Genomic DNA, 20,727 nt, shown 5'->3' on the forward strand with positions numbered 1-20,727 from the left:
ATTGTTCTGTCCTGAATTGGCGGAAACTAAAATTTAAAAATCCACACGGTTGAAGTTTTCTTACCTGCTGCAATATATTGAGGCATATGTACTGTTAGATTATACAGCAAAGAAGATTAATCAAAGTCACCCAAACATGCCTTTATTTAGCATACATGATGCTTTAGTAACAAATGAAGATTGGCAACATATTTTAGAAGTAGAAATGAGTAAGCATATTAAATACATAACTACATTACAACCAAATTTAGATATAGAAGATTGGAAAGAATCTTTAGATATATTAGGTAATAAAAGAATAGTAATATAATTAATTTAAATAGCCCCTAATGTAGCCCCTTTTTACACCTATATTAAAAGATGCTATATCTTGATTATCAGCAGTTAGCACCTATCATAATTCAAGTATAGTGAGTATGAGTAAATAGTTTCCCACCTTCTTTGCTAAAGCATTCATTTAATTATCTATTGAGGTGATCTCTCTTATTGCTTAAGCTCTCCAGTTAAATCACTATCATCTATTCAATTCTAGTGCTCCCTCATCCCTTCCCAGAATATTGAGGGGTTTCTTCTATTGCTCCCTCAACTAATGCCCCCAAATCAGGGTTGGTCAATCCCTTGTTACCTCAGCATAGATCTACTCAATTGTAGTCGTTATTATCAGAGAGTTGCCTTATTGCTAACCCCTTATTTCCACTCGAAAGAGTAAATTTAATATTATTCTATTAGGGAAAACCCTAAATATGATCTGAATGTCTTGTATAAAAAAACCACCCTAAATTAAAAGAGTGGCTTTATTTTAAGGGTTTATAATCTATAAAATGGTTAAGGAGTACAGTTAGTGAAGTTGGGTTTTGGTAATGTCCAAGAAGTAGCACCTGTACTAAAATCATCGCAATTTATAACACCATTAACACTCCAAGAACTTAAATCTTGGTTAAAAGCAGTAGCTCCTACAAATTAATAATAACCTATAATTGGAAATTAAATATTCTAATAGAGAAAAGCCTTTGGAATACCAAGAATTACCAAAAAATTGATGAATTAATTGTTCAAACTTCTGAGCATTCATATTATAACACAATCAAAACGAGGACTTTTAATAAAAATTCCCCGGAACATGACAAAAATCATCTTGTATAAATGATTACTCATTTAATTTTGGTCTCACTAAAGAAGTATCAAACTTCTATCATTGATTATTATTAACAACTATAAATACCATAACAAATGAATGCAATAATCAAATTAACTCTCCTTTTGGCAGCAGTCCTTTTATTAAGTTGCGGTGAAAAAAAAGAAAAACATAAAATTCAAATATTTCAAAAACCTAAAGTAGAGAAAAAGGTAGCGGCTCCTGTCTCTAATGAAGTGCCTGCGTCTAAACGAATAACGTTAGACAATAAAGGTGTAGGTAAAGTCAAGAATCTAAAGCTTGAACCTACTATAGACAATAAAATGGCAACAAGAGGAGCTGAGATTTTCAAAACTAATTGTACAGCTTGTCATAAAACAAACAAACGTTTTATAGGTCCTAATCCCACAGGTATACTAAAACGTAGAAGTCCAGAATGGGTTATGAATATGATTCTTGATCCAAAACTGATGACTGAAGAAGATCAATGCGCAAAAGACTTGTTAGTTGAGTTTAATGGAGCTGCAATGGCAAACCAGAATTTAACTGAGGAGCAAGCTCGCGACATCTTAGAATATTTCCGAACCTTAAAATAGATTATTATGAAAACCATCCATTTAGTTAAAGTATTTTTTACGGTTGTATTACTTATTGTTATTTACAGTTGTAAAAACGAAGTAAAGCAAAACGAAATCACTAATCAAGCTAGTACAGAAATTGTTTCAGAGAGTCAGAAAGGTCAAGCCTTTATCAACGATGAAAGCTCTACACCTAATGTTTTACAAATAGCGATTAAATCACCAGACCACACAACACTAGTAGCTGCAGTACAAGCAGCAGGACTAGAAAATGTACTTGTGAATGCAGGACCATTAATGGTATTTGCACCTACTAATGCTGCTTTTGATGCATTAGCTCCAGGAACTGTAGAAACCTTATTAAAACCAGAAAACAAAGAACAGCTAGCTACTATTTTAAAACATCACGTTACAGCGGGTAACTATGACAAATCTTTTCTAAAGAAGTTTAAAAAAATAGGTCAAGCAGATGATACAAATGTAACAGTAGAAGTAATAGGAGAAGATGTCTATGTAGGCGGAGCAAAAATAATAGCCAGCATTAAAGCGGGAAATGGCATTGTTCACGTAGTAGACAAAGTAATACTACCAACATCAAACCAATAACAATTCGTATAATAATTAAATTTAGAACTAATGAAAAAATATAGATTTCAACTTTTATCATTATTTGGAGCTGTAATACTCCTCACAAGTTGTGGTAATAACAATGGCAATAATAAATCGAGGGGCGCATTAAATTCTAGTGCTGCAGAAAAAGTATACGTAGCTCCTGGTGAGCACGACGAATTCTATGCATTTATGTCTGGCGGTTATAGCGGTAACTTGACTGTTTACGGCTTACCGTCAGGTAGAATGTTTAAAGAAATACCTGTCTTCTCACAATTCCCAACATCAGGTTATGGCTATTCTGAAGAAACAAAACCTATGCTAGAGACTTCTCACGGTTTCGTTCCTTGGGATGACTCTCACCATCCAGATATTTCACAAACTAATGGAGAACTAGACGGACGCTGGATTTTTATAAACGGAAACAATACACCTAGGATTGCGCGTATAAGTTTAACAACTTTCGAGACAGAAGAAATTATAGAAATTCCTAATAGTGCTGGTAATCACAGTTCTTCTTTTGTTACTGAAAATTCTGAATATGTAGTAGCAGGTACTCGGTTTTCAGTACCTATTCCACAACGTGATATGCCCATCAATGAATATAAAGGAAACTTTCAAGGAGCGTTATCTTTTATAAGCGTTGATCCAAAACACGGGCATATGGATATTAAATTCCAAATAATCATGCCAGGTTTCAACTACGATCTTTCGCACCCAGGACGCGGAAAATCACATGGTTGGTTCTTCTTTACTACTTACAATACTGAGGAAGCTAATAGTTTACAGGAAGTGAATTCTTCTCAAAATGATAAGGATTTTATTGCAGCAATAAACTGGAAGAAAGTTGAAGAGTATGTTAACCAAGGTGGTGGTACTAAAGTACCCGCAAATTATGTGCATAACGTATATGATGAGACTACACATATGGCGACAAGTACGATGAAAAAAGAAGTGCTTACGGTAAACCCACTTGATATCCCTGGTGCTGTATTCTTTCTGCCTACGCCTAAATCACCTCACGGTTGTGATGTCGATCCATCAGGACAATATATTATTGGTAATGGTAAACTTTCTGCAGACCTTACAGTACACTCTTTTGACAATATGATAGCTGCTATCGAAGGTAAGAAGTTTGATGGTGAAGCATACGGTATTCCTATTTTGAAATTTGAAGATGTACTTGCTGGAACTGTTAAAAGTGGTGGTTTAGGACCACTTCACACAGAGTTTGATGGTAAAGGAAATGCATATACTACATTTTTCATCTCTTCTGAGGTAGTAAAATGGAAGCTGGGAACTTGGGAGGTTATAGATAGGAAACCTACCTATTACTCTGTTGGGCATCTTATGATTCCTGGAGGTAATTCGAGAAAACCTTTTGGTAAATATTTAGTGGCCTTGAATAAAATAACTAAAGATAGATACCTACCTGTAGGTCCAGAGATGGAACACTCAGCACAGATCTATGATATCTCTGGTGAAAAAATGGAACTTCTATATGATTTCCCTACGCACGGTGAACCACATTATGCTGCTGGTATACCTGCTGAATTATTAGCGCCAAAATCTAAAAAAATCTATAGACTAGATGAAAACAAGCACCCATATGCAGTGACGAGTCCAGATCAGGCTAGAGTTGAACGTAAAGGAAAAGAAGTACATATTTATATGTCTACAATACGTAGTCACTTCACGCCAGATAATATAGAAGGTGTAAAAGTGGGTGATAAAGTATATTTCCACATTACAAACCACGAGCAAGATTTTGATGTACCGCACGGATTCGCAATGATAGGTCAGAATACTTCAGAACTTCTCATAATGCCTGGACAAACTAAAAGTTCGTTATGGGAACCTAAGAAAGTAGGTGTATGGCCATTTTACTGTACAGACTTCTGTAGTGCATTGCACCAAGAAATGCAAGGTTATGTTAGAGTTTCACCAGCAAATTCTGACATAGAACTCAGCTGGTCTCTCGGTGGAGACTAAAAATTAAAAGTTTTAGAATCCCAATGATTAATGTTATTGATTCTAATACTAAGGACGGGAGTTGATCAACTGTCCCGTCTTTTTTTATAACTTTTATTTAAAAATGAATAATGAAAAAGTCAGCATTATTAATGATTATTGGCTCTTTACTATTATTAGGCCTGTTTAAGTTTCCGTTGTGGAACATTATGCTGGGTGCTCCACAATATCCTGAACCATTAGGTATGGACATCTACATAGATGGTATTCAGGGAATGAACGAATTTGATATACAAAATATTGATGGACTCAATCACTATATAGGAATGAAAATCATTCCTAAACCAGAAGATATGTGGGAGTTTAGTGTTTTTCCAATAGTGATTGGTTCCATGGTAGTACTAGGTTTTATTATCGGTTTATTAGGGCTTTTTGGCAAAGTAAGTTATCATTGGTTTTTGGGTTGGTTAATTGTTATGACCGTATTAGGTACGTTAGGAATGTACGATTTTAATGCTTGGATGATTGATTATGGGACTCATCTAGACCCTAATGCTATAATGAAATTGCAAAACCTAGATGGTACGCCTATGAGTTATAAGCCACCATTATTAGGACATCAAAAATTATTAAATTTTGATGCGTATTCGTACCCTCGATTAGGGGGTTATTTAATGGGTCTAGGGATGCTCTTGACACTCATTGCCTACTTTGTAGGGAAACGTTCTAAAAAAACAAACCAATGAAAGCACTAAGTAAAATATCTTTTATAGCTATCGCATTGCTTTTATTTAGCGGTTGTAGCAAAGGCCCTAAGCCCATAGACTATGGAAATGATGGTTGCTATTTTTGTAAAATGACGATCGTTGACCAAATACACGCTTCAGAATTAGTTACCGATACAGGTAAAGTATTCAAATTTGATGCAACGGAGTGTATGGTCAATTATATTGCAGAAAATAGTGAACTTCCCATAGCAAATCTGCTTACTAATTATTATGAAGCACCTACGGAATTTATAAGCACACAAGAAGCAAAATTTTTAATATGTGAAAAATTACCTAGCCCAATGGGCGCTAATCTTACAGCTTTTAAAACAAAAGAAAGCGCAGAAAAAGTACAGGCAGAAAAAGGCGGAAAATTATATACTTGGGAAGCACTCAAAACATATTTAAATAGATAAACCAAAAAACAAACATTGAAAGGGACCGTTTTATATAAATGGATAGTCATTATCACTATTTTTCTGACGCAGTTCGCTTTCGCGGAAACGATAACCGTATGCATCTCTTGTAATATAAGTTCTCTAAAAGATGCTATTGCGTTGGCTCAGGCTGGCGATACTATTTTAGTAAAAAAAGGAACGTATAAAGAGTATAATATCGTAGTTGATAAACCACTCATCATTAAAGGCGAAAATTATCCTGTAATAGATGGTGAAGATCAGGGTGAAATCATACGTATTGTTTCAGATAATGTGACAATTGATGGTTTGTTTATTATTAATGTAGGGACAAGTTACACTAGTGACCACGCGGCAATACGTGTAGTGAGAAGTGAAAATTTCTTGATACAAAATGTGGTATTAGAAAAATTGTTTTTTGGTATTTATATTGAAAAATCAAACAACGGTAAAATCTATCATAATAAGGTGATAGGTGATGCACAAGACGAATACAATTCTGGCAATGGCATTCAACTTTGGTATTCAAAAAATGTAGTGGTAGAACGGAATATTATACAAAAAGTGCGTGATGGTATCTACTTAGAGTTTTCAGATAATATTACTATTAATGAAAACACAAGTATAAATAACCTGCGCTATGGTTTACATTTTATGTTCTCTAATGATGATTTATATACTAATAATATCTTCGAAAATAATGGTGCAGGTGTGGCAGTAATGTTCTCAAAACGCATTAAAATGGTTAACAATACCTTCAGAAAAAACTGGGGCACAGCTGCTTTTGGATTGCTATTAAAAGAAATAAACGATGCCGAGATTAGAGGTAACGTATTTGAAGAAAATACCGTTGCTATTAAAGTAGAAGGCTCTAACAGAATTGTGTATTCAAATAACAATTTTATACGTAATGGTTATGCCATTAAAGTACTTGGTGCTTGTTATGCTAATACATTTGAAAAGAATAATTTTCTTTATAACTCTTTTGATATATCCTATAACAGTAAAATAAATGATAATGTGTTTCAGCATAATTACTGGAGTAGCTACACAGGATATGATCTTGATAAAGACGGTTTAGGTGATGTCCCTTACAGACCTGTAAAACTATTTTCGTATATAGTCAATAGGACGCCAGAAACAATTATACTAATGCGAAGTCTATTTATTGATATTATTGATTTTTCAGAAAAGGTATCACCAGTATTTACACCAGATAATTTACAGGATATGACTCCAAAAATGAAACGGTACTAATGATTAAAATAGAACAATTATATAAAAGATTTGGGAAAAACAAAGTGCTCAAAGGAGTAGATTTAGACATCACCTCAAAAGGAATATTTGCCATCTTAGGACCAAACGGTTCTGGTAAAACGACTTTAATTAAGGCTATTTTAGGTATGGTGATTCCAGATAAAGGTAAATTACTTGTGGAAGATGTGTCTATAAAGAGAAACTGGAAATACAGAGATCAAATAGATTATCTACCTCAAATCGCAAACTTTCCGGCAAACCTTACCGTAAAGGAACTTATATCTATGATTAAGGATTTGCGTAACCGTCCAGGTGAAGATAAAAAACTTATATCCTTGTTCAAACTAGAACCATTTTTATCTAAAAAACTGAGTCACCTCTCTGGTGGTACTAAGCAAAAAGTAAACTTGGTATTGACTTTAATGTTTGATAGTCCAATTATTATACTAGACGAGCCGACTTCGGGTTTAGATCCCATTGCATTGATTCATTTGAAAGAACTCATTGCTGTAGAAAAAGCTAAAGGGAAGATCATTCTAATCACATCTCACATTATGAGTTTTGTAGAAGAGGTGGCAGACGAAATTGTTTTTTTACTTGAAGGTAAAGTATATTTTAAAGGAAATATAGACGCACTTAAAACACAAACAAAAGAGTCTAATTTTGAACGTGCTATTGCTAACCTTTTAACCTACGAAGATGCTTAAAATATTAAAATACAGTTTTTTTGATTTAATACGCAGTAGATGGAGTTACGTCTACTTGCTGTTTTATCTATTGCTGGGTTGTGTATTGCTTTTTTTGAATAACGATCTCTCTAAAGCTGTAATTACTCTAATGAACATCATTATCACCTTAGTGCCACTCATAGGAACCATCTTTGGGGTAATGTACTATTACAATTCTAAGGAATTTACAGAGTTGTTACTTGCACAGCCCGTGAAGCGCTCTTCTATTTTTATTGGGCAGTATCTCGGTGTGGCATTATCACTTTCGATGAGTCTTATTATAGGACTAGGAATTCCCTTTGCGCTTTATGGTCTATTTCAATCTAATGAGATATGGGACTTTTTACTATTACTCGTTACAGGTGCTTTTTTAACGCTCATATTTACAGCACTCGCCTTTAATATTGCTCTTTATAATGAGAATAAGATTAAGGGCTTTAGTTATGCCATTCTACTTTGGCTGTTTATGGCTGTAATTTATGATGGCTTGTTTTTAATGTCACTTATTCTATTAGAATCTTATCCGCTTGATACTTTATCGATAGGCACTACCATGTTCAATCCCATTGATTTATCACGTATTTTAATTCTATTGAAGCTAGATATTTCGGCATTATTGGGGTATACAGGCGCAGTTTTTCAGAAATTTTTTGGAACAGGTTTTGGGCTTGTATTATCGATATCAGTTTTATCCCTTTGGGTGATTTTACCGGTGTTAAATATTTATAGAAAATCTAGAAAAAAAGACTTTTAATCAACTTATTCATTAGTATAATTTGCTTTCTAATAAAGCTGACAAAAATCATCTTTTAACTACACCTGTTTGTGTAGTTTTGAAATAAACAATAAAACTATGAGTACTCTCATATCAAAATATAACGTAGTAGGTCCACGCTATACAAGTTATCCCACAGTACCTTATTGGGATCAAGAATCTTTTTCGTTAAGAGCTTGGAAAGAAACCTTGCAAAAAAGCTTTCATGAAAGTAATACTAGCAAAGGTATAAGTTTATATATACACTTGCCATTTTGCGAGAGTATGTGTACATTTTGCGGGTGTAACAAGCGTATTACTAAGAATCACGATGTAGAAATGCCCTATATTAAATCTGTAATTAAAGAATTTATAATGTATTATGAATTGTTTAAAGAAAAACCAAAAATCCAGCAATTACATTTAGGTGGTGGAACACCCACGTTCTTTTCTTCGGAAAATTTAAGGCTATTATTAAGCGGTATTTTTACCGTAGCTCTCAAAGCTAAAAATTGTGAATTAAGTTTTGAAGGTCATCCAAACAATACAACAAAAGAACACCTTAAGACACTTTCTGACCAAGGTTTTAATCGCGTATGTTATGGTGTGCAAGATTATAATGATATTGTTCAAAAAGCAATAAATCGTGTGCAACCTTATGAAAATGTATTAAGAGCAACTACAGAAGCAAGAGCAGAAAACTATGCTTCAGTAGGACACGATATTATCTATGGTCTGCCTTTTCAGACACAAGATGATGTCATTAATACAATTAATAAGACGATTACATTATATCCGGATCGTATTGCATTTTATAGCTATGCACACGTACCGTGGATGAAAGGGAACGGACAGCGAGGTTTTAAAGAACAGAATCTCCCAACTGCAAATCAAAAACGCTTGCAATATGAGATAGGAAAGGAAATGCTGGTAAATGCTGGCTATGTAGAGATAGGAATGGATCACTTTGCGTTAAAAACAGATAACCTATATGTAGCCCAACAGAATGGTAGTTTACATCGAAACTTTATGGGTTATAATTCAAGTAAAACACAAGTAATGATTGGTCTTGGTGTTTCAGCCATAAGTGATAGTTGGTATAGTTTTGTTCAGAATGTAAAGAATTTGGAAACATATCAAAACCTTGTAAATGATAATATATTACCTGTATTTAGAGGACATATATTAACTCAAGAAGATTTAATAATACGAAAACATATTTTAAACCTGATGTGTACGTTTGAAACTTCTTGGACAGATGATGATCTATTTTTCCCAGAGCTTCCAGGTGTATTAATAAAAATAAAGGAACTTGAAAACGATGGGCTCATTGAGATAGGTTCTAAAAAAATAATTGTGACAGAAAAAGGTCGTCCCTTTGTTCGAAATGTCTGCCTTCCATTTGATTTGCGTTTGCAACGTAAAAAGCCTAAAACACAACTGTTTTCTATGACGGTTTAGATAAATTACTAACTTGATTAAAAAAGGAAATCAAACTAAGCTTTCTTTTTTTATTACCTTCTATTTTACATCTATTTTATCATCGTTTTTTTTATTGCTATTTGCCATATTATAAACAACTAGAGCAAATACACCAATAAGAATAACTCCCATTCCCTAGTTTACTAAAGTTATTATTGTTAGACTTTTCATCATAGTTAGTGACAGCCGTGTTTTGCAGATATTTGCTCAACAGCTATCATTTCTGAGGGTGAAATATAAGGTATACCTAGCCCCAAACCTCTTAGTATAAATAGTATTCCAACAATGACTACGAATACAGGGATTACTTTTAGAATGCGTTGTTTTACCTTACCTGTTATGAAATTCCCTATGTAAATAGCAATGGTCATAAGTGGTATTGTACCAAGCCCAAAAATGAACATATACAAACTACCTTCCCATGCACCTCCAGTTGCAAGTGCACCAAATATTGCCATATAGACTAATCCACAAGGCAATAATCCATTAAGAAAACCTATGATAAAAAATGTACCAGAATTTTTCTTTTTAAGTTCAGCTCCCATTGCGTTTTTTACTTTACCCACAGTTTTATACATAGGTTTCGAAAAATTGTAGCGGTTAAATAACTTTGTTGGTATTAATATAGCAGTGATCATTAGTATACCAATACCAATACATAACTGTTGTTGCATCCCAAAGAGATTTAGGCTTTTACCAACGATACCAAATACTAAACCTAATAGTGAATATGTAAATATGCGACCTAAATGGTAGCTTATTAATTGTAGCACACGTTTGGCTGAATTTTTACGATCTACAGGTAATAAAAACGCAATAGGTCCGCACATTCCGACACAGTGAAAACTACCTAACAACCCAAATATGAGTGCGGAGTATAGCATTAATAAACAATTGCTTTTTTATATAAATAATCTTCATTGTTGTATGTGAATTCTATAGTTATGTTCCAACGACCATCCATCAGCTCTTTGTCAGGTATGAGCAAATTAGATCCGGAAAGGACTATAGGAAAGTCAAAATCCAGTTGCTGATTAGACGGTCGATATAGGAACACTTTTCCTTTAATTTTTGAAGCCTCTAATCCCTTTGGGAAACTGAGTAACCAACCATCGTGTGTTTTGTTACCTTCAATGTTTTCTTTGAGGTTATTAGTATTTGTTTCTGCATCAATCTCCGTTTGATATGCCATTTCTTTAGCGTAATATTCTTCAGTCACTAAATCGTGACTATATTTTTCGTTAGTGCTCATCGTGATAACCATATACATAATGAAGCTCACAAAAGCAATCATTCCCACTACAATACCTGTTCCCCAATTCCATTTCATAACTATTCCGTTTTAATGGTTTCTATATTCTTTTCTAACTGCTCAATCATCAATTTTGTTTTAAGAGTTCGTATTCCGACATCGTTTGATTTAAAATTTAGCGTAATTTTATTTATAACTTCTTGGTCCTAAAAAGGCAGTTGTGGTTGTTTCGATTAAATCGTCACCACTATAAATTCCTATTTCTAGGCGGTCTTTATCTCCGCTCAATGCACTTACATTTACTTCTATAAATAAAGTGCCTTCTGCCAGTCCTTGCCTATTTACCTTAAAATTATCGTGAGAGATCCGCTTTATAGTTCCTTTGTGTGACAACAGTTCAAAATGGACATTCTCAATATCATCTACTGTTTTATTAACCAATTTGAAAGTGTATACATTACTAATCATATTACCATCTTTATGTTCATATAATTGGCCGGGTAATCTTAGAATATTTGCTTCAATATCGTTACGCAAAAAGAGCATCCCAATTAATACTGCAGTAAGAATACACAAAACAGAAACGTATCCTTTTAAACGTGGTGTAAACTTAAATTTTTCTTTCTTTTCAATATTATCTTCACTGGCATAGCGTATTAACCCTTTAGGAAGTCCTACCGCTTCCATCATATGGTCGCAGGCGTCTATGCAAGCCGTACAGTTCACACATTCTAATTGCGTGCCGTTACGTATATCAATCCCCGTAGGGCAAACGTGTACACAGGCAAAACAATCGATGCAATCACCCTTACCTGTTGTAGGTCGGTCTTCATTTTTTTTGAATTTTGCACGACCAGCTTCTTTCTCACCAAGTTTATGGTCGTATGCCACAACTATAGATTTGTTATCAAGTAACACACCTTGTAATCTTCCATATGGACAAGCAATGATACACACTTGCTCTCTAAACCAAGCAAATACAAAATAAAACACGCCTGTAAATATGAGTAGAGATATTAATGTATTAACATTTTTAAATGGGCCACCTGCTATATAGCGTATTAACTGGTCACTCCCAATGAGGTAGGCTAGAAATACATTTGCAATAAGAAATGAAATGATAAAAAAGATGACCCACTTGAGTACTCTTTTTTTAATTTTTTCAGCATTCCAGTGCATTTTTTTTAAACGTATTTGCTTACCACGATCCCCATCTATCCAATATTCAATCCGACGGAAAACCATTTCCATAAAAATAGTTTGTGGGCATACCCAACCACAAAATAAACGACCAAAAGCGACCGTAAATAAAATCACAAATACGATACCTAAAAGCATTATTACAACAAACAAGTGTAAGTCTTGTGGCCAAAAAGGAAAACCGAAAATATTAAAACGACGCTCTAGTACGTTAAACATTAAAAATTGGTTGCCACCTATTTTAATGAACGGTGCAAAAAAGAGGAAAACTAATAATACATAACTCACATACTTGCGATACTCGTACCATTTACCATCTGGTTTTTTAGGGAATATCCAAGCACGTTTGCCATCTTCTCCAAGAGTTCCAATGGTATCTCTAAAATTATCTTGACCTTGTTCTGCCATTATCGCTTATAAACTCTGAAATAAAATATCGGGTATTAAATATTATTAATTTTATATAGCATTAAACCTGTAATGTTCTGACCTCGTTGCTTTGCATTATCTGCAATTTTTCCTTTAAAATGGTTGTTAATTGTTTCTATCCAAAGTTTTAACCAACAATTAAAATGTATTTTATTAATATTAGTTTTCTTACTAAGCTTAATATGAGTTAACATTGGATTACCCTTAAAACTCATTTTTCCTAGTAATACCGTTTACCAGAAATCATACATTTTTGGTAAGTGCTTATCCCAATTTATATTTGCGATTTCATTAAATATATATCCTATAGTTTCATCAACTTTAACTTTTTCATAAAATTTATTTACTAGTAACTCAATGTCTTCTCTATTGTTTATATCTTTCATATTATGATAGCAATAGTAAAAACATTGCATCTTGAACTGCAACAACCGAATGTTTAACATCTAGTGGGATATTATAAGTTTCAAAGCATTCATAACGTCTACTTTCAGTAGCAGTATTAAAATCTATCTCGCCTTTTAAAACAATAAGTTGTGTTTTACTCGGTGCTGTGTGTTCAGCAAGAACAGCTCCTTTTTTAAGGCCAACAGCAATAATTTTTGTGCTTTCACTTTTATAGATTACCTTGATAACTGGTTGGTCACTTACCTCTAATTTTTCAATAATTTCTTTAAGCATTATTATTTATATTATACTCGATTACTTTTCTTTAATAACTTCTATAACAGTTGTACTGTCTATTACTTTTTCTGTTTACTCTTGAATTGGATTGTCTGGATCTACCCAAATTTCCCCTTCTGGTTCTTTGGGTTCTGCTGAGGTTGTGCCTTGAAAACTCAGTATATAACTAGAAACTTGCGCCATTTCTAGTGGTTTAAGATCGTTTTTCCAAGCAATCATCCCTTTTCCATCACGCCCTCCTTCAGAAATAGTGTTGAATATATTTTTGACACCTCCTCCTAAAATCCAATATCTATCGGTAAGATTTGGTCCAATACCACCCCCACCATCAGCCTTGTGACAGGCGACACAATTGTTAGTAAATATATTCTGTCCAGCTTTTAAATCTGATGCATCTGTAAGTAGTGTTACTGTATTTGCATCTAATAAATCTTTAGCAGTTTTTTTCCACTCTTCAATCTCAATTTTAGCTTCAGCAACTGCCATTTTATATTCTTCATCTTGATTGTAGTCGTTATAGACTTCAAACCGAACCATATAAACTACTGCAAAAATTATAGTGGCGTAGAAACAATATTTCCACCACGGCGGAAGATCATTGTCTAACTCTTTTATACCATCATAGTTATGGTCAAGTATGATTTCGTGCTCTTCTTCAATAGATTTACTAGCTAATGCTTTCTGATACGTTTCGCGAAACCATTTGAATTGATTTTCTTTTCTAAGGACTTCTTTTGCTAGATAACTTTCTTGTTTTTCTTTAGATAGTGTTTTAAATAGAACAGCTTGTAGTACAGCGACACAAACTTCTGCAAAAATATGAAACAACACAAGAAAGCCATAGATAATCCAAAGCCAAGGTTGTGTTTCAAATACTGAAGCCTCACCAGTACTTCCTACCCAATTTAAGAAGAAATATCCAAAAATAGCGAAACCTATAATACGTATAAATGATACTACTGTTCTCATAATTCAATGTCCTTAATGGTTACCGTATCATCATCAAATGGGATGTTACTTACTTCAGTAAAGTGGGTTTTTTTTGCTGTGAATACCCACCAGAATAGCGTTGCAAAAAAGACAAAGAATATTAATAATGAGATCATAGGATACATCTCAACTCCATCTATGTTCTCTAAGTTTCCTTTTATATATTTCAACATAGTCTTATTAGTTTTCGTTAACCATAGGGTCATTTGCATTTTTTATTTTTATGTCTGTTCCTAATCGCTGTAGGTATGCTATAATAGCTGTAATTTCACGATTGCGCATCTCTATGAATTCTTCTCCATTTTCTTCAGCATATTTTTTATTTGCTTCATAGATTTTTGCAAAATCTGGATCGTTGTATAGGTTTTTCTCTATTTGAGTTCCCTGTTCATCCATCCATTTTTGTGCATTAGCAATATCTTTTTCTGTATAAGGAACACCTAATGTAACCATAGCATTCATCTTATCTTCTGTATCTCCCTTATCAAGTTTATTATTAATAAGCCATTTGTAACTAGGCATTATAGAACCAGAAGATGTACTCTGTGGGTCATAGAAGTGATTTAAGTGCCAGTTATCACTGTATTTTCCTCCTATACGCATAAGATCTGGCCCTGTACGTTTACTTCCCCATAAGAATGGATGATCGTACACATATTCTCCTGCTTTAGAATACTCACCATAACGTTCTACTTCACTTCTAAATGGACGTACCATTTGTGAGTGACAGGAAACACATCCTTCTCTTATATAGATATCACGACCTTCTAGTTCAAGTGGAGTGTATGGTTTTACACTAGAAATAATAGGCACATAATCATCAACAATTAAAGAAGGAACAATTTGTACAATGCCTCCAATTAAGATAACTATTGTAGCAAATAGGGTTAACTTCACAGGACGTCTTTCTAACCACGTATGGTATCCTTCTTTTTTTGTGCGTTTTTTTGTTACTTGTTGAAGTGGAGCAGCCTCTGCAAGCTCATCAGTAACTTTGCTGCCATCACGTGCTGTCATAATAATGTTGTAGACACCTATTAATGCACCCACAATAAACATACTACCGCCTATGGCACGCATCCAGTACATTGGGATAATCGCACTTACAGTTTCTAAAAAGTTGCCGTAGGTTAATGTCCCGTCTGGGTTGAATTGTTTCCACATAGAAGCCTGTACAAATCCAGCAACATACATTGGTAATGCGTACAATATGATACCTAATGTTCCTACCCAGAAATGAACATTAGCCAGCTTTATAGACCATAGTTTTGTCTTGAATAATTTAGGAACCATCCAGTATATCATACCAAAAGTTAAGAAACCATTCCAAGCAAGTGCACCTACGTGTACGTGAGCAATTACCCAATCACTAAAGTGTGCAATTGCATTTACATTTTTAAGCGATAGCATAGGGCCTTCAAAAGTAGCCATACCATAACCTGTAATAGCAACCACCATAAATTTTAAAACAGGGTCTGTGCGTACTTTGTCCCAAGCGCCACGTAAGGTTAATAGGCCATTAATCATTCCTCCCCAAGAAGGAGCTAAAAGCATTATAGAAAAAGCAACACCTAAGTTTTGTGCCCAGTCTGGTAAAGTAGAATATAATAAGTGATGTGGCCCTGCCCAAATGTATATGAAAATCAATGACCAGAAGTGAACAATAGATAGTCTATATGAATATATAGGTCTGTTTGCTGCTTTTGGCACAAAGTAATACATCAATCCTAAAAAAGGAGTGGTTAAGAAAAATGCTACCGCATTATGACCATACCACCATTGTACCAGTGCATCTTGTACACCAGCATACATTGAATAGCTCTTTAGCACAGCAACAGGAATTGCCATACTATTTACAATATGCAAGACAGCTACAGTGACAAATGTGGCAAGATAAAACCAAATAGCTACATATAAATGACGTTGTCTTCTTTTAAGAATTGCACCAATTAAGTTTGCACCAAAAGACACCCAAATCAGTGCTGTTGCAATGTCAAAAGGCCATTCTAATTCTGCATACTCTTTTGAAGAAGTGTAACCTAAGGGGAGTGTAATTGCCGCACCCACAATAATGGCTTGCCATCCCCAAAAGTTTAGGTTACTTAACCAATCTTTCCACATACGCGCTTTAAGCAGTCGTTGTGTTGAGTAATACACTCCAGCAAAAATTGCATTCCCTACAAATGCAAATATTACCGCATTGGTATGTAATGGCCTAAGACGACCAAAACTCAACCAAGATATACCGTCTGTGAGGTTTGGGAATAAAAACATAAAGGCTAGCAATAAGCCAATACTCATACCTATAATACCCCAAAACATTGTAGCGACGATGAATTTTCTTACGATTTTGTTATCGTAGTAGAACTTTTGTAATTCCATAGTTAGTTAAGTTGGTTTTTTATGATTGGGTTTTTTGTTTTTTCAACTTCTTGTATCTTGTCTTCTTTTACGATTTCATCTTCAAAAAGCATACGTACAGACGGCGTGTAGGTATCATCGTATTGCCCCTTTTTTACAGAGAAAATAAACGCTGCAAAAAAAACAAGCGCCACGACAACGCTAATTGCTAAAAGCATATAAATAATACTCATACCTACCTGAATTATACAACAAATTTACTGTTGCTGATTTTCAAAAAAGATGACCTTTGTCACCTTATATAATTTGTTTAACTACACCTTGTTATACTTTCCTAGAATAGCAACAAAACGAACTAAATTATTACTCATATCGTTTGTTTGAGACAGCATTTTAAGGCTGTTTGTTTTATGCATCAGAAATTGATACTGCCGTATTGAGTAATCCATACATTTTTAATTTACAGAGTTTAATTTCAACTTTCTTGCCTTTTGAGATAATTGAATAATTACACTTTTCATTTGTTAAATAATTTTATGCTAGTTTAATTTTTGTCCTAAAAAATAGGTGGTAATAGTTGTAAAGACTACTATACTTATAGAACTAAGTGGCATTAAAATCGCTGCAATGACAGGCGCTAAGTTTCCTGTAATAGCAAAGCTTAACCCTATAAAATTATAAAATAATGAGAATACAAAGGCATATTTAATAACTTTGATTCCCTTTCGTGAAAGCGATAAAAAAGTTGTGATGTCTTGAAATCTAGAAGCATCTAAAATCCCATCACAAGCAGGAGAGAATACGTTTACGTTTTCTGATATAGATATTCCAACATTACTCTGCGCGAGTGCACCTGCATCGTTAAGACCGTCACCTATCATTAATACATTACTTCCTCTTTCTTGCAGTTGTTTAATATAATTAAGCTTATCTTCTGGCTTTTGCTTGAAAAGCAGTGTGGTGTTTTTTGGAAGTAGGGTTGCTAAATGTTCTTTTTCACCATCGTTATCTCCAGATAGAATAACAATTTTAGTTGTAGTTTTTAAACTATCAAAGACCTGTTTTACTCCTTCTCGGTATTCATTATAGAAAACATAACAACCTTTATATTCATTATCTGTACTTATGTGGACAGCAGTACGTTGATGTGCTTGTTCGTGAGTCACTTTTTGTAAAGAACCTACAAACCCGTGAGAACCTACTTTGATATGATGATGATTAATCACACCTGTAATGCCTTGCCCTACTTCTTCCTTAAAATCATCTAGTGTACGTATATTGTTTCTATTTAGGATGGCATATAATGATCTGCTCAATGGATGATTTGAAGCTCTGAGTGTACTGGTTAGTAATACTTCTTCTTCGTCAGTTAAGGCGATACCTTTATAAACGATGGTATTTTTTGAGCTTGTCGTTAGTGTTCCTGTTTTATCAAAAACTACAGTATCAATATGAGCGAGCTGCTCGATCACTGAGCTGTCTTTCATATACAGTTTATGTCGCCCAAAAATGCGAAGTAAATTACCTAATGTGAATGGTGCTGCCAGTGATATAGCACAAGGACAGGCTACGATGAGAACTGCCGTAAATACATTTAAAGAAATAGATGCGTCAATAAATAACCACACTATCGTCGCCATAAATGCAATGATTAAAAGGCTTATTGTAAAACGTCTACTAATGCTATCTGTAAGAGATTCAAAAGTACTTTGCTTATTCTTGCTAAATACTTCGTTAGACCATAATTGTGTTAGGTAGCTTTGGTTAATAGATTTTAAAACTTCAACTTCAATTGAACCAGCCTGTTGTTTGCCACCTGCAAAAAGTTGATCACCAAATGTCTTTATAACTGGTTCTGCTTCTCCTGTTACAAAACTATAATCTATTAAAGCATTTCCTTTAATAAGAATGGCATCTACAGGTAATAATTCGTTACTACGAATTAAAATTTTATCTCCTTTTTTTAACTCGTAGACTTGCGTTTGCTCTTCGGAAATTTCCGAATCTGATATCTTCGTTAGGCGTGTTACAGCAATAGGAAAATAGGACTTGTAATCACGTTCAAAAGATAAGAACGCATATGTTTTTTGTTGAAAGAATTTACCTAATAGTAGGAAAAAAACAAGTCCAGCCATACTGTCAAAAAATCCAGTTCCCCAATCCATAACAATTTCAACTGTAGAGCGAATAAATAACACCGAAATACCAATAGCAATCGGCACGTCAATATTTAATATTTTAGAACGCAACCCTTTGTATGCCGAAACGAAATAATCACGACCAGAATAGAATGCTACAGGAACTGCAAATGCAAACATTAGCCATCGAAAAATATGTTTGAATTTTTCAAGCCAGAACTCATTAACTTCAAAATACTCAGGAAATGAGAGGAACATAATATTGCCAAAAGCAAACCCTGCAACACCTAATTTATAGATAAGACTTCTGTCTATTTTTGTTTTCTTTTCAGTTACATCATTTAGAGAAATATAGGGCTCATAACCTATCCTTGATAAAAGAATAACAAGGTTTTGAAGGCTTAATGATTCTGAAGAAAATGTAATTCTAACCGTCTTTTTTGGAAAATTAACTTGAGCTATTTTTACTGCTGGATTGAGCTTGTTTAAATTTTCCAGCACCCAAATACAAGAACTGCAATGTATCGTCGGGATTAATAATGAGACCACTTGCGTTCCTTGCTCATCAAATTCTAAAAGCTTAGTTGCAATTTGCTTGTTGTTTAGAAAATCGAACTTCCCTTCTTGTTGAATAGGAGATGTGCCAGGTGTGTGCCCTAAGTCGTAATAATACAAGAGATTATTATCATTAAGAATATCAAAAACAGTCTTACACCCGTAACAACAAAAAGATTTGTCACGATGTGAGATTATAGAGATCCTACACTCATCACCACAATGGAAACAAGTTGACATAGTTATTTAATTTGCTCAAACGCCGTGGCGTTTATTATACCTGATACAAATGTGGTTCAATATAAGTTTTTAAAATATGACTTTTGTCACCTTATGAGAAGGGTGATATGTCGAAGTTGTTATATAAATACCGCAATATTATATTTATCTAATTCTTTTGGCGATGGTATATACTTCTGTTATCTTTAGCTAATTAATTTAAAAGAATGGGAGATCATCACGAAGCTCGTTGCGAAAACTGTATTATAAGGCAATTTAACGCTCTTAAAGCATTAAGTAAAGAAGAATTAAAACGAATTTCAGATAGTAAAGTTACTAAATATGTGAAGAAAGGCGAATCCCTTTTTCAAGAAGATGAAAAACTTAATGGTGTCTTTTGTATACGTAATGGGGTGTCCAAATTGTCCAAAAGGAGCGATAACGGTAAAAGCCATATTGTAAAGATTGCCACAAAAGGAGAAATCTTAGGACAACGTTCTGTAATTACTCAAGAGAGAACTAATTTAAGCGCTATTGCACTTAATGATATGGAAGTTTGCTTTATTCCAAAATCTCATCTTGCAGAGAGTATAAATAATAATGTTGCTTTTATGAAAGCTATATTAATTCAAATGGCAAATGATCTTAAATTTGCAGATGATGTGATTGTAAATATGGCTCAGAAAAATGTAAAACAACGTATTTCTGAAATTTTGCGATATTTGGAGAAAAATTTTGACACAGATAAAGATGGCTATATCGGAATAACACTTACACGCGAAGATATTGCCAACGTTGTAGGATCTTCATCAGAAGTCTGCATCCGAACATTAGCTTCTTTTAAAAAAGAAGGTTGGATTACTACATCTGGAAAGCGTATTAAAATAGAAGATGATAAAGCCCTCTATCAATTGACAGAAGGCATATAAATATGGAGTTATGCTTTCGCGTAAGTGTTATCTGAAATTCGAATAGTTAGCGCAAGTTTTAAAATAAACAATGAAACCATAAAAACTGCGGTCAATGGACTTACCTCAACCTAACTTCACTAACTGTACTCCTTAAATCAAAGCCATTTACATATTAATGATTCTAACAACAGGAGTAGCTTATGAAAAAAACTTTTACCATTTCACACACACCACAGGGCTGTTCCCAAGAAGACTTAGCGTGTCTTAGTAAATATAAATTTTTCAATTTTA

General features: G+C 34.0%; 21 protein-coding genes. 11 read left to right on the forward strand and 10 right to left on the reverse strand.

Features of this window, described 5'->3' with window-relative positions:
- The first annotated feature begins 49 nt into the window (after positions 1–49).
- The 10 genes from Q0352_RS06535 to hemN all read left to right on the forward strand — a co-directional run bounded on the left by Q0352_RS06535 (position 50) and on the right by hemN (position 9,676).
- Complete coding sequence (locus tag Q0352_RS06535; RefSeq protein WP_299525443.1) at positions 50–310, forward strand: hypothetical protein; 261 nt, start codon at positions 50–52, stop codon at positions 308–310.
- A gap of 950 nt (positions 311–1,260) precedes the next feature.
- Positions 1,261–1,731 (forward strand): cytochrome c, encoded by a 471-nt coding sequence (locus Q0352_RS06540; protein ID WP_367274608.1) that lies wholly within the window; start codon positions 1,261–1,263, stop codon positions 1,729–1,731.
- Between the two features lie 6 nt (positions 1,732–1,737).
- The gene (locus Q0352_RS06545) at positions 1,738–2,319 is read left to right on the forward strand and encodes a fasciclin domain-containing protein (protein WP_299525450.1); all 582 of its coding nucleotides are present in this window, start codon (positions 1,738–1,740) and stop codon (positions 2,317–2,319) included.
- Between the two features lie 30 nt (positions 2,320–2,349).
- Entirely contained in the window at positions 2,350–4,314 is a 1,965-nt protein-coding gene (gene nosZ / locus Q0352_RS06550) for a Sec-dependent nitrous-oxide reductase (protein ID WP_299525453.1), read from the forward strand.
- A gap of 110 nt (positions 4,315–4,424) precedes the next feature.
- On the forward strand, positions 4,425–5,039 hold the full coding sequence (locus Q0352_RS06555; RefSeq protein ID WP_299525460.1) for a hypothetical protein: 615 nt from the start codon (positions 4,425–4,427) through the stop codon (positions 5,037–5,039).
- Positions 5,036–5,476, forward strand: a complete 441-nt coding sequence (locus Q0352_RS06560; RefSeq protein WP_299525463.1) for a nitrous oxide reductase accessory protein NosL — start codon at positions 5,036–5,038, stop codon at positions 5,474–5,476. The genes Q0352_RS06555 and Q0352_RS06560 overlap by 4 nt, the downstream gene beginning before the upstream one ends.
- A gap of 42 nt (positions 5,477–5,518) precedes the next feature.
- Complete coding sequence (locus tag Q0352_RS06565; protein WP_299525501.1) at positions 5,519–6,733, forward strand: nitrous oxide reductase family maturation protein NosD; 1,215 nt, start codon at positions 5,519–5,521, stop codon at positions 6,731–6,733.
- Positions 6,733–7,440, forward strand: a complete 708-nt coding sequence (locus Q0352_RS06570) for an ABC transporter ATP-binding protein (RefSeq protein WP_299525466.1) — start codon at positions 6,733–6,735, stop codon at positions 7,438–7,440. The genes Q0352_RS06565 and Q0352_RS06570 overlap by 1 nt, the downstream gene beginning before the upstream one ends.
- Positions 7,433–8,215, forward strand: a complete 783-nt coding sequence (locus Q0352_RS06575; protein ID WP_299525469.1) for an ABC transporter permease — start codon at positions 7,433–7,435, stop codon at positions 8,213–8,215. Before Q0352_RS06570 ends, Q0352_RS06575 begins: the two co-directional genes overlap by 8 nt.
- A gap of 99 nt (positions 8,216–8,314) precedes the next feature.
- On the forward strand, positions 8,315–9,676 hold the full coding sequence (hemN, locus tag Q0352_RS06580) for an oxygen-independent coproporphyrinogen III oxidase (RefSeq protein WP_299525472.1): 1,362 nt from the start codon (positions 8,315–8,317) through the stop codon (positions 9,674–9,676).
- A 197-nt stretch (positions 9,677–9,873) separates the two neighbouring features.
- On the opposite strand, the gene Q0352_RS06585 is transcribed toward hemN, so the two are convergent.
- The 10 genes from Q0352_RS06585 to Q0352_RS06630 form a co-directional block, all read right to left on the reverse strand.
- Complete coding sequence (locus Q0352_RS06585; RefSeq protein WP_299525475.1) at positions 9,874–10,581, reverse strand: sulfite exporter TauE/SafE family protein; 708 nt, start codon at positions 10,579–10,581, stop codon at positions 9,874–9,876.
- Positions 10,581–11,027, reverse strand: coding sequence for a FixH family protein (locus tag Q0352_RS06590; RefSeq protein WP_299525478.1), 447 nt, complete (start codon positions 11,025–11,027; stop codon positions 10,581–10,583). Before Q0352_RS06590 ends, Q0352_RS06585 begins: the two co-directional genes overlap by 1 nt.
- Before the next feature lie 108 nt (positions 11,028–11,135).
- The gene (gene ccoG, locus Q0352_RS06595; RefSeq protein ID WP_299525481.1) at positions 11,136–12,557 is read right to left on the reverse strand and encodes a cytochrome c oxidase accessory protein CcoG; all 1,422 of its coding nucleotides are present in this window, start codon (positions 12,555–12,557) and stop codon (positions 11,136–11,138) included.
- Between the two features lie 254 nt (positions 12,558–12,811).
- The gene (locus tag Q0352_RS14770) at positions 12,812–12,964 is read right to left on the reverse strand and encodes a group III truncated hemoglobin (RefSeq protein ID WP_367274609.1); all 153 of its coding nucleotides are present in this window, start codon (positions 12,962–12,964) and stop codon (positions 12,812–12,814) included.
- A gap of 1 nt (position 12,965) precedes the next feature.
- The gene (locus Q0352_RS06605; RefSeq protein ID WP_299525484.1) at positions 12,966–13,259 is read right to left on the reverse strand and encodes a hypothetical protein; all 294 of its coding nucleotides are present in this window, start codon (positions 13,257–13,259) and stop codon (positions 12,966–12,968) included.
- Positions 13,260–13,334: 75 nt separating this feature from the next.
- Positions 13,335–14,231, reverse strand: coding sequence for a cbb3-type cytochrome c oxidase N-terminal domain-containing protein (locus Q0352_RS06610; protein WP_299525487.1), 897 nt, complete (start codon positions 14,229–14,231; stop codon positions 13,335–13,337).
- Positions 14,228–14,425 carry a CcoQ/FixQ family Cbb3-type cytochrome c oxidase assembly chaperone gene (locus Q0352_RS06615; RefSeq protein WP_299525503.1) on the reverse strand — a complete coding sequence of 66 codons (198 nt, stop codon included), beginning with the start codon at positions 14,423–14,425 and terminating at the stop codon, positions 14,228–14,230. The genes Q0352_RS06610 and Q0352_RS06615 overlap by 4 nt, the downstream gene beginning before the upstream one ends.
- Before the next feature lie 7 nt (positions 14,426–14,432).
- Positions 14,433–16,634 (reverse strand): cytochrome-c oxidase, cbb3-type subunit I, encoded by a 2,202-nt coding sequence (gene ccoN / locus Q0352_RS06620; RefSeq protein WP_299525490.1) that lies wholly within the window; start codon positions 16,632–16,634, stop codon positions 14,433–14,435.
- 2 nt (positions 16,635–16,636) lie between these two features.
- Complete coding sequence (gene ccoS / locus Q0352_RS06625; RefSeq protein WP_299525493.1) at positions 16,637–16,846, reverse strand: cbb3-type cytochrome oxidase assembly protein CcoS; 210 nt, start codon at positions 16,844–16,846, stop codon at positions 16,637–16,639.
- Positions 16,847–17,152: 306 nt separating this feature from the next.
- Positions 17,153–19,546, reverse strand: coding sequence for a heavy metal translocating P-type ATPase metal-binding domain-containing protein (locus Q0352_RS06630; RefSeq protein ID WP_299525496.1), 2,394 nt, complete (start codon positions 19,544–19,546; stop codon positions 17,153–17,155).
- Positions 19,547–19,752: 206 nt separating this feature from the next.
- Here Q0352_RS06630 and Q0352_RS06635 point away from each other — a divergent pair, with 206 nt between their 5' ends.
- Positions 19,753–20,454 (forward strand): Crp/Fnr family transcriptional regulator, encoded by a 702-nt coding sequence (locus Q0352_RS06635; protein ID WP_299525498.1) that lies wholly within the window; start codon positions 19,753–19,755, stop codon positions 20,452–20,454.
- Positions 20,455–20,727 lie beyond the last annotated feature (273 nt).

Origin of the sequence: uncultured Lutibacter sp. (assembly GCF_937891065.1) — a bacterium.
In the GTDB taxonomy this organism is placed as follows: Bacteria; Bacteroidota; Bacteroidia; order Flavobacteriales; family Flavobacteriaceae; genus Lutibacter.

Bases quoted from the DNA above. Each gene is read 5' to 3' on its own strand.
- Q0352_RS06545 (WP_299525450.1), top strand. From the start codon at position 1,738: ATGAAAACCATCCATTTAGTTAAAGTATTTTTTACGGTTGTATTACTT.
- nosZ (WP_299525453.1), top strand. From the start codon at position 2,350: ATGAAAAAATATAGATTTCAACTTTTATCATTATTTGGAGCTGTAATA.
- Q0352_RS06555 (WP_299525460.1), top strand. From the start codon at position 4,425: ATGAAAAAGTCAGCATTATTAATGATTATTGGCTCTTTACTATTATTA.
- Q0352_RS06560 (WP_299525463.1), top strand. From the start codon at position 5,036: ATGAAAGCACTAAGTAAAATATCTTTTATAGCTATCGCATTGCTTTTA.
- Q0352_RS06570 (WP_299525466.1), top strand. From the start codon at position 6,733: ATGATTAAAATAGAACAATTATATAAAAGATTTGGGAAAAACAAAGTG.
- Q0352_RS06575 (WP_299525469.1), top strand. From the start codon at position 7,433: ATGCTTAAAATATTAAAATACAGTTTTTTTGATTTAATACGCAGTAGA.
- hemN (WP_299525472.1), top strand. From the start codon at position 8,315: ATGAGTACTCTCATATCAAAATATAACGTAGTAGGTCCACGCTATACA.
- Q0352_RS06585 (WP_299525475.1), bottom strand. From the start codon at position 10,581: ATGCTATACTCCGCACTCATATTTGGGTTGTTAGGTAGTTTTCACTGT.
- Q0352_RS06590 (WP_299525478.1), bottom strand. From the start codon at position 11,027: ATGAAATGGAATTGGGGAACAGGTATTGTAGTGGGAATGATTGCTTTT.
- ccoG (WP_299525481.1), bottom strand. From the start codon at position 12,557: ATGGCAGAACAAGGTCAAGATAATTTTAGAGATACCATTGGAACTCTT.
- Q0352_RS14770 (WP_367274609.1), bottom strand. From the start codon at position 12,964: ATGAAAGATATAAACAATAGAGAAGACATTGAGTTACTAGTAAATAAA.
- Q0352_RS06605 (WP_299525484.1), bottom strand. From the start codon at position 13,259: ATGCTTAAAGAAATTATTGAAAAATTAGAGGTAAGTGACCAACCAGTT.
- Q0352_RS06610 (WP_299525487.1), bottom strand. From the start codon at position 14,231: ATGAGAACAGTAGTATCATTTATACGTATTATAGGTTTCGCTATTTTT.
- Q0352_RS06615 (WP_299525503.1), bottom strand. From the start codon at position 14,425: ATGTTGAAATATATAAAAGGAAACTTAGAGAACATAGATGGAGTTGAG.
- ccoN (WP_299525490.1), bottom strand. From the start codon at position 16,634: ATGGAATTACAAAAGTTCTACTACGATAACAAAATCGTAAGAAAATTC.
- ccoS (WP_299525493.1), bottom strand. From the start codon at position 16,846: ATGAGTATTATTTATATGCTTTTAGCAATTAGCGTTGTCGTGGCGCTT.
- Q0352_RS06630 (WP_299525496.1), bottom strand. From the start codon at position 19,546: ATGTCAACTTGTTTCCATTGTGGTGATGAGTGTAGGATCTCTATAATC.
- Q0352_RS06635 (WP_299525498.1), top strand. From the start codon at position 19,753: ATGGGAGATCATCACGAAGCTCGTTGCGAAAACTGTATTATAAGGCAA.